Source organism: Armatimonadota bacterium (genome assembly GCA_039679645.1).
Taxonomy (GTDB): domain Bacteria; phylum Armatimonadota; class UBA5829; order UBA5829; family UBA5829; genus UBA5829.
Genome location: JBDKUO010000013.1, coordinates 66,886 through 82,703 on the forward strand (window position 1 = coordinate 66,886; position 15,818 = coordinate 82,703).

15 protein-coding genes are annotated in these 15,818 nt (G+C 50.0%); 7 read left to right on the forward strand and 8 right to left on the reverse strand.

Features of this window, described 5'->3' with window-relative positions; translation table 11 throughout:
* Positions 1 to 13 precede the first annotated feature (13 nt).
* The 3 genes from ABFD83_02840 to ABFD83_02850 are packed head-to-tail and all read right to left on the reverse strand — an operon-like array spanning position 14 to position 4,703.
* On the reverse strand, positions 14 to 1,639 hold the full coding sequence (locus ABFD83_02840) for a SpoIIE family protein phosphatase (protein ID MEN6356004.1): 1,626 nt from the start codon (positions 1,637 to 1,639) through the stop codon (positions 14 to 16).
* A gap of 51 nt (positions 1,640 to 1,690) precedes the next feature.
* Positions 1,691 to 2,653 carry a uroporphyrinogen decarboxylase family protein gene (locus tag ABFD83_02845; GenBank protein MEN6356005.1) on the reverse strand — a complete coding sequence of 321 codons (963 nt, stop codon included), beginning with the start codon at positions 2,651 to 2,653 and terminating at the stop codon, positions 1,691 to 1,693.
* 34 nt (positions 2,654 to 2,687) lie between these two features.
* Positions 2,688 to 4,703, reverse strand: a complete 2,016-nt coding sequence (locus ABFD83_02850; GenBank protein ID MEN6356006.1) for a PDZ domain-containing protein — start codon at positions 4,701 to 4,703, stop codon at positions 2,688 to 2,690.
* Positions 4,704 to 4,887: 184 nt separating this feature from the next.
* On the opposite strand from ABFD83_02850, the gene ABFD83_02855 reads away from it, so the two are divergent.
* Positions 4,888 to 5,925: a hypothetical protein gene (locus ABFD83_02855; protein ID MEN6356007.1), complete on the forward strand. Its 1,038-nt coding sequence runs from the start codon at positions 4,888 to 4,890 to the stop codon at positions 5,923 to 5,925.
* 54 nt (positions 5,926 to 5,979) lie between these two features.
* Here ABFD83_02855 and ABFD83_02860 read toward each other — a convergent pair whose 3' ends face one another.
* Positions 5,980 to 6,612, reverse strand: a complete 633-nt coding sequence (locus ABFD83_02860) for a PEP-CTERM sorting domain-containing protein (GenBank protein ID MEN6356008.1) — start codon at positions 6,610 to 6,612, stop codon at positions 5,980 to 5,982.
* A 224-nt stretch (positions 6,613 to 6,836) separates the two neighbouring features.
* Entirely contained in the window at positions 6,837 to 7,097 is a 261-nt protein-coding gene (locus tag ABFD83_02865) for a hypothetical protein (GenBank protein MEN6356009.1), read from the reverse strand.
* Between the two features lie 147 nt (positions 7,098 to 7,244).
* Between ABFD83_02865 and ABFD83_02870 the strand changes: the two genes are divergently transcribed.
* The gene (locus ABFD83_02870) at positions 7,245 to 8,177 is read left to right on the forward strand and encodes an arrestin family protein (GenBank protein MEN6356010.1); all 933 of its coding nucleotides are present in this window, start codon (positions 7,245 to 7,247) and stop codon (positions 8,175 to 8,177) included.
* Positions 8,178 to 8,289: 112 nt separating this feature from the next.
* The gene (locus tag ABFD83_02875) at positions 8,290 to 8,751 is read left to right on the forward strand and encodes a hypothetical protein (protein ID MEN6356011.1); all 462 of its coding nucleotides are present in this window, start codon (positions 8,290 to 8,292) and stop codon (positions 8,749 to 8,751) included.
* A 108-nt stretch (positions 8,752 to 8,859) separates the two neighbouring features.
* Here the strand turns inward: ABFD83_02875 and ABFD83_02880 are convergent, their stop codons facing one another.
* Complete coding sequence (locus ABFD83_02880) at positions 8,860 to 9,837, reverse strand: hypothetical protein (GenBank protein ID MEN6356012.1); 978 nt, start codon at positions 9,835 to 9,837, stop codon at positions 8,860 to 8,862.
* Between the two features lie 207 nt (positions 9,838 to 10,044).
* On the opposite strand from ABFD83_02880, the gene ABFD83_02885 reads away from it, so the two are divergent.
* The 4 genes from ABFD83_02885 to ABFD83_02900 are packed head-to-tail and all read left to right on the forward strand — an operon-like array spanning position 10,045 to position 13,040.
* A complete protein-coding gene (locus ABFD83_02885; protein MEN6356013.1) occupies positions 10,045 to 10,590 on the forward strand; it encodes a sigma-70 family RNA polymerase sigma factor in 546 nt (181 codons plus the stop codon).
* The gene (locus ABFD83_02890) at positions 10,590 to 11,417 is read left to right on the forward strand and encodes a hypothetical protein (GenBank protein MEN6356014.1); all 828 of its coding nucleotides are present in this window, start codon (positions 10,590 to 10,592) and stop codon (positions 11,415 to 11,417) included. The genes ABFD83_02885 and ABFD83_02890 overlap by 1 nt, the downstream gene beginning before the upstream one ends.
* Positions 11,329 to 12,447, forward strand: coding sequence for a hypothetical protein (locus ABFD83_02895; protein MEN6356015.1), 1,119 nt, complete (start codon positions 11,329 to 11,331; stop codon positions 12,445 to 12,447). The genes ABFD83_02890 and ABFD83_02895 overlap by 89 nt, the downstream gene beginning before the upstream one ends.
* Complete coding sequence (locus ABFD83_02900; GenBank protein ID MEN6356016.1) at positions 12,441 to 13,040, forward strand: FKBP-type peptidyl-prolyl cis-trans isomerase; 600 nt, start codon at positions 12,441 to 12,443, stop codon at positions 13,038 to 13,040. The genes ABFD83_02895 and ABFD83_02900 overlap by 7 nt, the downstream gene beginning before the upstream one ends.
* A gap of 121 nt (positions 13,041 to 13,161) precedes the next feature.
* Here the strand turns inward: ABFD83_02900 and aroC are convergent, their stop codons facing one another.
* Positions 13,162 to 14,286: a chorismate synthase gene (gene aroC / locus ABFD83_02905; protein ID MEN6356017.1), complete on the reverse strand. Its 1,125-nt coding sequence runs from the start codon at positions 14,284 to 14,286 to the stop codon at positions 13,162 to 13,164.
* A 64-nt stretch (positions 14,287 to 14,350) separates the two neighbouring features.
* Entirely contained in the window at positions 14,351 to 15,637 is a 1,287-nt protein-coding gene (aroA, locus tag ABFD83_02910; protein ID MEN6356018.1) for a 3-phosphoshikimate 1-carboxyvinyltransferase, read from the reverse strand.
* Positions 15,638 to 15,818: the final 181 nt, after the last annotated feature.

Here is a 15,818-nt window from a genome sequence, read left to right on the forward strand (position 1 = left end):
CCACTTCGCAATTTTATATGACGCGCCGAGTGCGAAATACGACTATTGCAACGTCATCCTGAAGTTCGCCTCCCGCATGCGCTCTTGCCGCTTCCAACAGGCCGAATGCTATTCCATCCGGTGAAACGCTGTAGTTTTGCGCCAGAAAATCACAGACCCTGCGCTTGGAAAATATCTGGGAATGCGCCTTTCTTGCTTCCGTTATTCCGTCCGTCAGCATCACTATGGTATCACCAGGATGCAGTTTTTGTTCGGATTCGGTATAGACGAAGTTTTCGGATATGCCGAGTGCGCCCCCAGCATTGGTCAATTCTGCGTAATTTCCTTGGGCATCACAAAGCACCGGAGGCTCATGGCCGCCGTTTGCGTATTTCATAATGCCGTTGTTTACATCCAGTACGGCAAAAAAGGAAGTGAGCATGCCCGCGGAATCACTTTGATCTCGGCAAAGCGCTTTGTTTGCCAACTCCAGAGCTTTTGCCGGGCTTGGATAAAGATATGCGTTGCTGCGCACCGAATATCTTGCAGCCGCAACCCGCATTGCAGCGGGCAGCCCTTTGCCCGCGACATCTCCGATAAGGATGCCGACACGGCCTTCGCCAAGCTCAAAGATATCATAAAAGTCTCCGCCTATCTCTGCCTCATTTAGGGCGGGCTGGTATTTTACTGCAATGGATAAGCCTTTAATATTGTAATGGGCGCGAGGTGGTACGACTGCCTGCTGAAGCACTTCGGCAATGTGATGCTCGCGTTCATATAGCTCCTGCCTGCGTTTCTCGAAGTCCATCCAATCGGTTATATCGCGAAAAACATTGATTGCGCCGATTATATTTCCCTGCGCATCCCTGACAGGCGATGCGCTTACGCTGAGAACCATTTCTCTACCGGAAGGAGTGATCACTGTATGGCGGATATCTTTGGTTATCTCACCATTCAGAGCGCGATATGAAGCTGTATCTTCTGTTCTGATTGCCGTTCTCTTGCTGCTGTAAGTCTGGAGCAGCTTTATCAATTCGGCTAATGACGATATGCACGTGCCACCCAGAATTTCTTTTCCGGTTTCGTTCATCATCACGATCCGGCCCTGCGCATCGAACATGGTCACACCGTCGGTAATGCTGGAGAAGAATGACTCCAGTACAGCCGCACGCTGCTGCGCCTCTTCTCTGAGACGCTCTATTTCCTGCCGCGCAAGCACATCCTCGGTGACATCTACCAGCGAAAACACAAATCCTATTACTTCGCTCGATGCATTAAGGACAGGAACCAGCGTCCAGTTCCAATACGTCACTCCCCACTCCGGATGGTCGGGAAAAATAAACGGTTTCCGGCTTGCTTTGTACGGCCTGCAGGTATCTCGCACGCCCTTAAAAATCGCTTGGTTTTCTTCATGAGGATAGAACTCGAAATGGTTGTGGCCTATGAAGGATTCCTTTGTTCGGGCGCATTTTTTTGCATAAGTGTCGTTTACCCAGACAAAGTTGAAGTCTCTGTCAAGATATATCAGGCTTGCCTCGGTGTTGGCGGTTATAGAGTCGAGCATTTCCATCTGCTGCTCGACCGTAGTCAAGCCAGCAATCTTTCTCGGCGCAATATCTTGAATGGATATCGAATCTTTCCTACCTTGGTTGCAAGCCATATAGCCCACCTGCCGCGCTTAAGTCAAATACTCAATATAAAATATAACATACTAAATCTCAAGGTTTGCTTCTTTTCGCCAGACATCGAGGATCAGCTCATAGCGTGACAGGGGCATGCCGGTGTAGATGCAGTTGCTGGTAGAGAATATGTAACCTCCGCCGGGCATGCCGTTTTTGATCGCATATCTTGCCGATTCGACAACTTCTTCGTCGGTGCCTGTGTCCATAAGTCCGCAGTTGACATTGCCGATCAGACACAGCCTGTCTCCGTAGAGCCGCTTGACCTCGGCGATATCCACACCAGCCTGCGGATCGATCGAGTGCAGAGCATGCGGGTTTGCATCAGCCAGTTGATCGATTATCGGCATGATATTGCCGTCCGTATGCTTGATCGTATAGAACCCCATATCGCGGTAGCCTTGTATGAGCTTGACAAGATAAGGCGTCACGAACTCGCTAAACTGCGTCGGGCTGAGAAACGGACCGGTATTGAGGCAGTAGTCAGAGCAAAGCGCCCAGCCGTCCAAAACGCCGTGCCGGGCATATTTTGCAGCCATCTCCAGCGCATTATTGACGTTTTTATCGGCTTCGGCTTTCATCCCATCCGGGTCGTCCGCCATGCGATAGCTGAACTCGAGCATATTCTCGCCGCTTGGTATGGCGTAGGTAGCATCTCCGTGTAGCATCAGGAAATACTTATCGCCGGTCTTCTCGCGTATTATATCCAGCAGGCGCATTGTCTCTTCATAATCATATGGACTGCACTGAAGAAATATGGCGCTGTGCTCGTATTTCTCTGCAGTCATAATATACGTGTCGGCAATGTCCAGGCGATGAAGCCGGCGCTCTTTTTCTTCCATCTGTCCCCACTGGTGGAAGCACCTTTGCGACGGATGTAGCTTGCCGAACGCTTCCATGGTAAGGAAAAAGACCAGCTCAAAATGCGGCACGCGCCCTGTGATAGGCTGCCGGTTAAGCGCAGCAATAAATCTCTCTCTTGGCGTAATACTCATTTGTCACCTGTATATCATTGTAACTGGGCATCAGTCAATAGCCGGGTTCAAGTTCTACGAAGAGCGTGTGGATTCCTCTGCGAACCTTGAAAACCACCCTCTTGGGTTTTTCCTGAGCTATTTGTTTCATGGCTGCTTCCAGATCGGCCAAGCCTGCAATCGGTTCGCTGTTGATTTCACTGATCACATCACCGGGCTGCAGACCACCCAATGCTGCCCAGCTTCCCTCAGCCACGGACTCCACATAGACACCCGATTCATCGGGTTGGAGCGCTCCATCAGTCCTGTCCACAAAAGCTATATCGCGAGCTGTAAACTCGAAGTCTTCATCCTCGTATTTCGGGTAATCGCGAGCAAGCTTCGGTGAAGTCTCAAGCTCCACTAAGATATCCATAGGCTTCCCGTCGCGGATAATGCCGAGTTTTACCTGGGAGCCGATATCATATTGTCTTATCATGCTCGGCAAAACCTCTTCATCGCCTAGCTGGTCAGCCGGTATTACTTCATCGTCCAGTTTCAAAATTAAGTCGCCGACTTTAAGTCCCGCCTTTTGCGCTGAACTTGACGGGTAAACCTGCGTAATACGAACTCCGGTCTTACCTGAAATGCCGAGGGCTGCAGCTAGGTCATCCGTAAGCACCTGTAGATCTATCGGCAGCCACGCCTTTCTGGCCTCAATGCCGGACCTGCTGTTTTCCTGCCTGCCGATCTTTACAACAGTAGCATACTGCTTTTTGCCGCGAATGAAATTCACCATGACCGGCACAAGACCGTCCTTGCCCTCAAGGATCTTCTTCGTCAGTGCGCGCAGGGCCTCAACATTGGTGATCTTCTTGTCACCAACCTGTACGATAACATCATCTTCTCGTATGGAAGGTTTTGCAGACCCGGCAGGGCCGCTCGGTAATACGCCGGTAACTTCCGCTCCATCCTGTGAATCGAGCTGCATCTCCTTGCTCATCAGATACGTGATATCCGACGTGCACATGCCCCAGCTTTTCAGCTCGTCCTCTTTTCCGATAGCTTTTTGCCGTCCGGCGGTAGTTACGTTCAAGGCCACTTTCTTGCCGTCGCGCAGGACAACAGCCTTGACGCTTTTTCCAACAGGCAGGTCCGCTACAAACTGATTAAAGAGAGGCACTTCTTCCCTGAACTTGGCAACGACTTCCCTGCCGTCGAGGTTGAGCATGATATCACCCGACTGAAATCCCGCGCGTTTGGCAGGTGAATCTTCCATCACTCCGCTGACCAGGATCCCCTTTTGCAGCTCGGATGATTCGAGCAGCGGCTGGACTTCCAGACCCAACCAGCTTCTGGTGACTTTACCGTCAGCTATCAACTTGTCGGCAACTTCCTTGGCAAGGTTCGAGGGGATAGCGCCTGAAAGCCCGTAGCTTATTTCATTTACGCCCACTATCTTGCCGTCACGATCAACCAGCGGACCGCCTGAGTTGCCGGGTCTTATCAGCGCGTCATGGCCGATCCAGCGCACTATCGATCCGACGTCTTCACCTTCGAGCTTGAAATCATCATCCGAAGCAAATCCCGGCATGATCATCTCAGTGTTGCTGATTATGCCCATCGTTACGCTCTGCGAAAGCGCAAGCGGGCAGCCCATCGCAAATACGCGGTCCCCTACACCCAGCTTTGAGGAGTCGCCGAAGGAGGCGTATGGAAACGGCTTTTTGTCAGGTGATCTTAACTTGATAACCGCGATGTCCGCAAGGGCATCAGTGCCGACAAGCGCTCCATCCACTTCACGCTTATCTGCGAGTGTGCAGACAATTCGTTTGGCGTCCATCGCCACATGATGATTTGTGATTGCATAGCCGTCCGGAGAAATTATAACTCCGCTGCCTGCCGATTCGGCTTTCATCTCGCGTCCCTGGCGATAATCGGCGGCGACGATCAATATTCTGATAAGCGCCGGGCGCACAGCTTCTACCGCGGCGGTCATGTCTCGCTTTATCTCATCTGCACTGCACATGAGAGTTGAAAGCATAAACATAATGAATACAAATGCCGGCATTGTTTTTCTTGCGTAAAACATTTGAAGCTAAGTCCTCCATCGCCCTGTTAATGTCATTTCCGCTTGTTTACCAAATTACATATTCTTCAAGCTTAAGTAATAATCCTTTCAGAGTATAGCCTGCGCACCATGATTCCTAAGATCGCAAATTTCAATTGACGTGTGCGCCGCAGCGAGTATAATAGAGTTAGAGAGGGCCACGAACATGCTCGATGATTATAAGTATAGCATAGGACGGCTCGTCGTCTACAGACACACCGAACCTAAGCTCCCAAAACAAAGCTACGGTCATCACGGCTCCGAAAGGACGGTCGGCGAGGTGCTTGCCGTCGATATGATCCCCACGCCTGCTCCTCACTGGGTATACACGATTCGCAACGTGCGAAATCAGGAGACCAGTAGGATAGAAGAGGACCAGATCAAATTCGCAACAGCCGTGGGCAGATATTGGAAGAAGATCAATTCGAAGACCACCGAATACAGGTCCGAGGACGGCGCACTTGCTGAGATGATAGCAAAAGCGCTCACCAACCCGGACCGCGTCAGAATTCTAGGCTCAGCTCTGCGCGACCTGATCCGCAGAGAAGACATGGCTGCGCGTGTCTCGGAAGAAGGAATGAACCTGCCTGTTATGGCAGGCGACTATATCCGACTGCGCGGCGACCTGCGACATGAGAGCGAACATATTCACAATCACTACGCCAAAGTGTTGAAAGCGGAGCCGTCGGATGTGGCGGGGATTGAGAACCCCGAGTCTAAGCCGGGACAGCCGAGGTTGTATAGAACCCTCAAGAAGTATCACATCATCACGACCGAAGGAATCGAGTCGGATATATACGACGCCGAGGTAAAGCTCTTCTATACCGCAAACGGCCGCAAGACGATCTTGAACTGGCGCGCGGCGACTCTGCTGGCTGAAGCGTTCAAGGACGAGCCGCCATATAATCTTGAATACGAGTATCTGTCTGACCACATATTCACTCGTGACGAGTTAGGCTCGAAGAGTCGCGGTGAGCTTGCGCAGATGCTGGCGTCTATGCTCTACGTGAAAGGCCGCATGGGCTGGCGGGATTATCAGCGCCGGAGTCAGTTTTTTGCCGGCACTCCCAAGAGCCACCTGCTCGATGAGATACTGGAAGTCTCCCGGTTCGACTCCAAGCGCAATAGATTTATGACTTGTGAGGAGATCACGGGCCGACAGAAGGATGCTTACAGGCTAAGAAGACTGCTTAAAAGCAGATAAGTATATATGGCTTATGCCTCCAGGCGATTATATACCTGGAGGCATATTTATTTCTCAACGAATGCGCAACTTTATTCGGCAGAAAACCAGTCCACTTAAGCCAGCAAACATGGCAAGAATCGAAGATGGCTCTGGAATCAATGGAAGCCCATAACTTGTAGTCAATGTCCATTGGTCACCATTGGCTAGTACTGCTCCGAATGTTGAACTAGCCCATGTTGATTCCATTATAGAAAATCTGCCGGTGTCCAAAAGGTCGCCATAGTTAGCACAAACCATACCGTTGTGAATAGGCTGGATGCCTTTAAAAAGATACCAATAACCGGGTGCAAACTTGCTGATAGTTGTGGTGGAGAAGAAGCGCAGATCGAATGAACCGCTATAGCCCTTTCGCCCGATAACAGTGCCATACCAGGCGACAGGCGAAGTGGTGAACTTCAGCGTGTGACCAAGAGCGCCATTAACAGGATCATTATTTTTATATATTGCATAGCTAGCCTCTGGCACAATCTCTGGACCAAGTGGCGTAAAAGACGCAGCTTTCTCCGAGCCTCCCATCTGACCTGTCACGCTGCCACATGTGCCAGTAGGAGAACAGCATTGCACTTTAATCAGGTAGGCGTTTGCGCTTTGAGCAAAAACCAAAGAAGCAAAAAGCAACACTACAATCAATAACCTTTTCATCATTTTCCTCCTTAGCTCTCTTTGGAGCATTTATGTGTTGTAATCGACAAAAGCCCATTGTAATAACTGAACTGCAAACTGCAGACCACTCACTACAACGGGCTCTTCTGTAATCTATCCGATAATTATGGAACTGTCAAGTTCTAATTTATTAAATTTTAAGGCGTATCCACAATTCAAGCAAAAAGCCAGACGCAAATGTCTGGCTTTCATTGATGTAGCAGCAATCATGCTGCCATTTTAGATGGTCTGCCCCTTTTTCTCTTAACAGGAGCAAGTGTGATCTCCCTTATCCTGCGAGCACGGTAGTTGCGCTCATACCGGGCGAACTGCTGCTCGATCTCTTCCCTTTTATGATAGGACCCAATATCCTCTTGTTCTTCTTGTTCGGGTTCGATCTCGATATCATCTTCTATCCGGTTGTCGTATTCGGTTGTAACTACGCAGGTCTCGGGAGTTTCAATCAACTCGATAGCATCTTGCGCCATCAAAATCGCCTCCCCTCTACGATTATCTTGCTTATAGACGCTCAATATGGTCCATTGGTTCCGATGAGCGTATTATTATTGCACAAACTGCGCAATAATAAACCCCCCCTCTTGAAAACAAGGCTTTCCTGAGTTACCATAGGCTTGATGGAAATCAAAGACGACGTATTTCGAATAATGCGCGGCTCCGGCCCGGCTCTTGAGCTGTATTTGGGCAGGAGAGTTTTCACAACGGGCAGACAGCTTAGTGGTGTGGCGCTGTTTCGTGTATCCAAACAGATCAATATACGCTCTCTGATAATATCGGTAACCGGCTGCGAGACCGCTGCCGGCACATTGCTTCCGCATGGCAAATCCATATTGTTTTTCAGCAGAGAAGTGCTTCTTACGGGCCGAGATCACCCAAGGTTTCGTCACGAACGCGTATCCAGATTGTGGAATGAGTTTCTAGGCAGAGACACAGGACGGACTCTGAGCGCGGGCGAGCACCTGTATCCATTTTCAATTCCACTGCCCGCCTCACTGCCCCCAAGTTATCAGGGCAGTGCAGGTAAAATCGACTACACAGTCACGGCACGTTTGGAATTGCTCCTTGGTCAAGGAATCCAGGTGTCCAGAGATATACCCGTCGTGTTTGTACCACGCAACCGGAAGAGCGGCCCTGTGGCCTTGAGCAATCCGTCATCTGATGGGACGCTCCAGAGTGGCGGCCTCAGCATCAACGTTGAGATTATGCAGCGCTGCGTGGAGCCGGGCAAACGAGTGACGGGGCGTTTCGTGATAGCCAACCCGAAGCGTGTAAATATCAAAGAGGTGGTCGTGTCTCTGGAGAACTGCGAATGGGTGAGAGGCACAACGCGTAAGGAAATCGGGCGGCAAGTCGTGCAATCGATGACCATAGAGCCCGAAAATCCCAATGCCGGGTTTGTCGAGGGCAGGTTTGAACTCTACGTGCCTGAAGGCTCCTCGCCGACTGTAGAAGGTATGGCTATATCGGTTCTCTGGTTTCTGAAGCTCTACTTGAATGCATCACATCCTCTGGAGTTCAAAGCGCCAATTACAGTGTATCTTCCACAATAAGCCGCTGTATCTGCTTGGTTTTGATAGATCGGTGAGAATGCATGTGCTCTGAGTCTGCTGTTATCAAGAATGACTCAGCGAGACGGGAATAACAAGCGGACAGGCAAATCTTGTGAAACTCATTCTTAAGGCCGGTGTATCGGGAATTTATTCGCGATACCTGGCAGCTTCTCATGATTTGCCTGTCTACCGGATCAATACAACTTATTTTGTTTTTGGAGCCTTGGCTGCTGGTTTTACTGTCTTTACGGCGGGCTTTACGGCCTTTTTTGTAGTCTTTGCTGAGGGCTTTACAGCCTTTGGCGCTGGCTTGGCAGCAGGCTTCATGGCCTTTGCCGTCGGCTTTGCAGGCTTCATTGCTTTCTTCGCAGGCTTGACTTTGCAAACTGGCTTTACAGCTTTGGCTGTTGCAGCAGGCTTTACACACTTTGTTGCGACTGCAGCTTTAGCAGGCACAGCCTTCTTCGGCGCAACTTTCTTTACGGCAGCGAATGTAGGCAGTAGCGACATACTCAATAAAGCTATCGCCGAAATGCAGACAATTATCCTTTTCATTTTTGCATCCTCCATGTGATTTGTAAGACGAGCTAGCTTTTCGTCTTATGGTAACTACCAAAACTATTCGACGTGCTCTGTTCCCTTCTGTTCCGTGAAGTTCAGCTTATTTTTATGTGCTGCCGATTCACTTGCCGCCAAAAGGCTTCGGACCCTCTTGCGTGCCTTTATACCAGCCCTTGTGCTTACCGTTATCATGCTTGGTTTTGTCACTATTGATAGTGCGCGATCCCAATATTTCTTTTAGGGTCGAGTGCGAATCGCTTTTAGAATCGACATCTTTTTGCTCGGAGAGCGCCATATCGACAACGGCCGTAATTCCCGCTCCGTCCACTCGCTTCATCTTCAACGGATTTGAAGAGGTAGTCGGGACAAGTATCTTTACCCTGAATTGGCCGCCGCTAAAAAGGTCTTCATACTGCCAGAGTGCATTTACTGAACCAATTACAGCGCTTGATGCGCAGATTTGAGCTGCGCCTAAATACGCCTTTTCACCTACGCTGCCCATCGGGACAACTTTTGTTACAGATCCCTTATTGAACGTAATTGTATTGAGCGCCTTATTGATGGCCGATCCCGCGTTTTTCACAGCCACCAGCACAGCGGCTCCTTTAATTACGTCACCGGCCTGGATGCCCGTGCCGACAGTATTGTATTTCAGCCGTCCGTCAAGCGCAACGTCGATTATTGCCGAAATGCCTACATTAGCGACGCGGTCCAGTTTAACCGGATTAAGGCTGGCGCTGGGCAGGAGGACTTTTGCACGATAGTTGTTGTTGCTCAAGTTCTTCTCGTATTGAAATACCGCCTTGACGCTGTCAACCTTGGCCTTTGGGCCGCTTACCTGCGCTCCTCCGATATAGCCCTTCTCTCCTACACTGAGAATCGGCACTACCTTTGTGGCAAGTTTACTTTTCATGCCGTGGCGGAATGTCACGGTGTTTATGAATTTGTCGAGTTGCCCTGCTGTCTTGGTGACTGCAAAACCTATTGCAGCTCCCTTGATCACTTTTGTTCCAAGTGAAGCCGATATTGCGGGATTTGCGGCTGCTGTTATCAATGCTGCAGCCAGTAAAAGCATTTTAAGTCTATTTTTCCTTAGCATAATTCTGACTCCTTTCTCGATACAAAACTGCCTGTGTTTATATAAGACGCTTATCATACTCAACCATGTTCCATTATATCGCGAATGGACCCGAAACGAAGGAACACGGCCATAAAGTGCGAAAACAAATCAAGTATCAAGTTAACACTTAGCGCATGACGACGGTCTAAGAAAGTAGAAGAGAGGCCGAGGGTATTCTTATTGTCTATGTCGGACACAGACCTTGTGAAGCAAGCGCGGGCAGGCGATGGCGGGGCATTCGACCGTCTGGTGTCTATTCACCAGGAGAGGGTGTTTGCCCTGGCATACAGGATTTTGTGCAATATGGAAGATGCCGCGGATGTTCAGCAAGAGACATTCGTCAGGGCTTGGCGTTTTTTGCACAGGTTTCGCGGCGATGCAGGGTTCTCGACGTGGCTGCACAGGATTACTGTGAATTTGTGTCTGTCTAGAAAGAGACGAATTGTGCCCGACTTCGTGCCGTTCGATGATGATCTGATCGAGCGCTCTACCGGCGGCCGAACGCAGGCATGCGCTGATAGAGTGGCAACTGCAGTAGTGGTAAGAAGCGCAATGGCAGAGTTGCCGACAAATCACAGGGCGCTTATTGTCCTGCGAGAGATTGAAGAAAGACCGTTTGAAGAGATAGCAAAGATACTCGGCTGCTCTGTCGGAAGCGCGAGAGCACGCAGTTGCAAAGCAAGAAAGCTGCTCCGAGACAGGCTCGAAGCCTGTCTGAAGGAGGAAGAGTAATGAAATGCGGACGTTTTGATATTGATGACGATGGAGATATGCGAGAGCTTCTGAAATGTGCGGATCATGTGCCGCCTGCGCCTGACTGCAGGCAGGCTGTAATGGCTAAGATAGACCGCAGGCCGCTCAGGAGCAGGCCTGTGTGGCTCTATGCATTCGGACTGCTGCCCGCTGCTGCGCTTATCATTGTCCTGTTGCTTATGAATAAACCAGAACCGACCAAAACCGAAATTGCCATGGCTCCCAGGCTGCCAAAAGTATCCGCGCCTGCCAACTCAATAGCAGTAAATCGTCCGAAGGTCAAAGCAGTAACTATAGAGCTGGTACAGCCGGCAGAGCCAACCCGGCGATATAGAATTACGTCCAAACCGCAATACTGCATACGTTTGAAAACGGCAGAAAGCAGAAAGCAGAGATCAAAGAATCACTCGATTCCTGAGACACATCTGGCGGTGGTGGAGAACAAGTCCCAGATGAGTAGCATTGATGCAAGTGCAGATAAGATTGAACCGAAATCGAATTCAGCGAGCCAAACACGTCCGGTTGCTATTGTTACTGCTACCTGGCCGGCATCTGATAATCAAAATGAGACTTCGTATGAGTATGGTTATGTCAGTCATAACAATGCCACCGGACGGGTCGAAGAGTGCAGGGTGAAACGTTCGGGTGATAATGTTGAGATCTATCTTGAATCAAGACCGGAAACACAGGAACCTCCGGTCAAAAGGAGCGAGCAAAATGAAACGAATAATAGTGACAAGATTGTTTTTGTGTTTGATGCTGCTGCAGATAACAATAGCAGCGCAAGCTCAATATCCGGCTGCTAGTCAGGTCAGTCAAAATGTAAACCTTGATCTTAAAGATATAGATGTCTCGGACGCGCTTAAAGCGCTATTTAACGGCTCAGGCAAGAGCTACAGCATAGATGCCAGTGTTTCACCGGTTAAGGTTTCAGCAGTTTTGAAGGATATACCTTTTGACTCAGCGTTGAAGGTGATTGTAAAAGCAGCCGGATTGGTATACAGGGTCGAGAACGGAGTATACATAATTTCTTCCATACAACGGCAGATGAGCACAGTTCCGCAAGCGCCCAGCGTAGATACCGCAGTCTGCCCAGAGATGATTACTGAAGTGATTGACCTCGATTATGTCATTGCAGGGGACGTAGCGCCATTTGTAAAGTCACACTCGGCTACGCCGCTGACCGTTACCGCCACAAGTGGCAACAGGATCATCCTTCGTGGAACAGAAGATGACATCGAATCTGCAAAGAATATTATACGCGCACTCGATACGGAAAACGCGCTGCCTAGGCCTGTCCGATTGAAACTGGCGGCAAAGATCACCGTTGCAACAGCAAAAGGCCCGAAAATATATGAAACCAGCACTGAAAGCGTAGGGGCAGAGCAAACGCCTGTCTCACTGCAACTTCAAATGACAAATGCATATGATACGAACTACTCTACTGTCGCTAACAAGCAGGTTGTAAAACAGAAAACGATTAATTATAAGCAGACAAATCTACTGGATGCGACAATCATGCCTGCAATAAATGCAGACGGCAGCATCGGCTTGTCAGGCATAGGACACTTTTCTTTTCCATTCGGTAAGCTCCCCGGCGATGAACTGACGAAAGACTTTAGTCTGACTGCTTCTGTAGATGCCGGCAAACCCTACACAATTGCGGCGGGATCAATTAAACTTGATATCGGCAAAGTCGACTTTGTTGTAACCGTCATTGCAACTCCTGAGAAGGGCAGAGTCTATGTAACCCCGCAAGATAATACACAGCAGCATGGAGGTTATGGATCAACATCTGGATACTCTGGGTCGAGTAATCAGCAGCGAAATTGGTAGAATATGGAACCCAGTTGTTCAGCTTGACTGTAACCTGCGAGCGCGATAACATGCTGATCGAATGCCATTTTGAAAGGACTGCAAATATGAGAAATCTCTTTGCAATATTGTTGGCTGTCGGCGTTATTTTCGCGCTTGGTGGGTGCGGCAAAAAGCAGGCTGCGAAGACCGAGACACCTAGCACGGCTCAAGAAAAGACAACCGAGTCGGCTTCCGGGGCCAAGACCACACCAACTCAGACAAAAGACGGGTTTACTGTTACAAAGTCGGGTTTGAAGTATAAGGACACTAAAGTCGGCACCGGTCCTGCTGTAAAGGCGGGTGATATGGTAACGGTCAACTACAAAGGCTGGCTGGACGACGGCACCGTCTTTGACACCACTAAAAAGCCAGGCGGCGAACCATTCTCGTTCAATGTAGGCTCAGGTCAGGTCATAAAAGGCTGGGACGAAGGCTTGCAGGGGATGAAAAAGGGCGGCGTGCGCCAGCTCATAGTTCCGCCTGATCTGGGCTACGGCTCAGAGGATATGGGAGTGATCCCTCCGAACTCGACTCTGCACTTTGAGATAGAACTCCTGAAGATAGGCGCTTAAGCGCTGTTATGCCTCCAGGTAAGATACCTGGAGGCATATAAGATACGTGGGCGGCATATAATAACCAAAATCCCTCCAGGAATCTTTCCTGGAGGGATTATACCTACCTACTATCTTGTTTTTACGACCACGGATGCTCAAATGTCTGAAGCGCATCGTAACCGCGCCACATCATCAAGTGATCGAGCAAAGTAATACGCACCATCGACTCGGCTACCGCGACCAGCCTTGCCGTAATTGTCGGGTCTCTGCGTGTAATGGCTTCCAGCTTGGTGTTTTCCATTTTAGCCATATTAACTGTGTCCTGATCGATTGAGATAGTGGCTGTCGGCTTTACGGCCACTCGAACGACTATGTCCTCGCCGTTTGAGATGCCGCCTTCAATGCCTCCGGCTCTGTTTGTGCGGAAGTGGACTTTGCCGTCATCGCCGACATATGGAATATCGTTAGACTCGGAGCCTTTCATATTGCTAACAGCGAACCCCGCGCCGAACTCTACGCCCCTCACAGCGCCTATACTCATCAGGCCGTGAGCGATGGTTGCGTTGAGTTTATCGAAAACAGGCTCGCCAAGCCCTGCAGGCACACCTCGCGCGATCACTTCGACGATTCCTCCAGCAGTATCGCCTTCATCTTTAATTTCCAAGACACGGTCGATCATCTTCTTAGCAGCTTCCTGGTCGGGGCAGTTGATGTGGTTGGAACGATAATTTTTCTCTATGTCCTCAAATGTGAGGTCGCGGGCCTTAATGCCCATGCATTCTTTGGTATAACCGAGGACCTTGATACCCTGCTGCTCCAATATCTTCTTAGCGACGGCTCCGGCAGCGACGCGCATGCACGTCTCACGCCCGCTCGCTCTACCTGCGCCGCACCAGTCGGCATACTTGCCGTATTTGATCATATGCGTATACTCGGCATGCCCGGGTCGAACTAGGTCTTTAACGTCAAAATACTGCTTTATGTGAACATCATGCCTGTCGACATTATATATAATCAGACCCATGGGAGCGCCCGTTGTGAACCCGTCGCGCATACCTGCGAATATGTGGACCTGGTCGGTCTCTTTTCTGGGCGAATCCAGCGGGGATGTACCCGGCCGCCTGGCATCAAGCTCTTTCTGGACATATTCGTCCGAGATCTCAAGGCCTGCGGGACATCCGTCTATAATTGCGACAAGAGCATCACCATATGACTCACCACATGCACTGACCCTGAACATTCTACCGAAAGTATTACCTAACACTATATCCTCCTTTTTTTGCAGTCATCGCGCAGCCTGTCGGCCACGGCTTGCTGTAAAAGAAATATCAATCCGCTTTTCTAATATTTCCGCCGACGCCGTTCATCAGTTCCACAAAGTTCGGAAATGTGACGCCAAGCGCTTCGGCGGTATAAATTTCGGTTTCACCATCAAGACAAAGGCCCGCGACCGCCAGAGCCATTATAACACGATGATCGTAATGCCCATGCACAACAGCCGGTTTGAGCTTCGACCCACGGATCACAAGACCGTCAGGCAGCTCTTCAATATCCGCACCCATTTTGGTCAGCTCTTCGCGCATTACTGCGATGCGGTCTGTCTCCTTAAGCCGTGCCTGAGGAACATTTGCCAGCCTGGTCTCACCTTCGGCAAAACATGCTGTAACCGCCAATGCAGGCAGAGCATCGGGAGTATCGGACAAATTGAGCGTTGCGCCATGAAGCTCGCCGCTCTTAACTACCAGGGCTCTTTGCTCTCCACTCTCCACTCTCCACTCGATATTTGCTCCCATTTTCCGAAGCATATCTACAATCGCCTTATCGCCTTGTGTATCGTTCTCGTCCAGCCCAAGCAGTGTTAATCCCGAGCCTGTGATAGCGGCAGCGCACATAAAAAATGCAGCCGAGCTCCAATCCGCAGGCACGGCACGATCAAAAGGCTTGTAGTTCTGCCTCCCAGGAATAATAAACTCATTGAAATCGTGATTTTCAAGCATTATTCCTTGCTCTTTGATCCAGCGCAGGGTCATCTCGACATAGGGTTTCTCGATCAGGCTATGCACTTCTATTGTCGTATCACTTTGGGCAAGCGGGCAGCTAATCAACAGACTGGTGAGATACTGCGAGGTCTTGCTGCCGTCGAGTGCGACATTTCCACCAATCAATGGGCCACTGACGATTATAGGAGCCATGCCGTTACCGCGAGTTGATTCGAGCCTTGCTCCGAGAGCATTCAGCGCGTCTATAATCGGTCCTGCCGGTCTGCGCCTGATCTGATCATCGCCCGTAAATACGCTGACCCCATCTACAAGAGAGGCCATACCTAAAGCTATGTACAGCGTGGTGCCTGAGTTACCGACGTCAATCACGTTATCCGGCACGCTCGGCCTTCCGCCGACTCCATGCACGACCCAGTCATCGGGTTTATTGATCTCGGCGCCGAGTAGCCGGCAGGCGTTTACTGCCGCAAGGGTATCCGACGCAACAAGAGGCCTGCGAATTATTGACTCGCCCTCGGCGAGCGATGCAATCACCGCAGCGCGTATTGTGTGCGACTTGGACCCTGGGATCTCCACCGACCCCGACAGCTCTGATTTGTTGACTACCAGCTTCATATTTTCTTAAGGATACAGGAGATAAGATGAACTTGTCAATTATTTACAGATTCAGCGGGTGCGTGTCAAATCTACGGAATTTTAATAGGTAAAAGATGAGGCTGCTGGCATGAAAATGGACGGTCAACGCCGAATTCATTTTTGTGAGAAAATAAAGGAGGCGAGCCACAATCATGCCAGC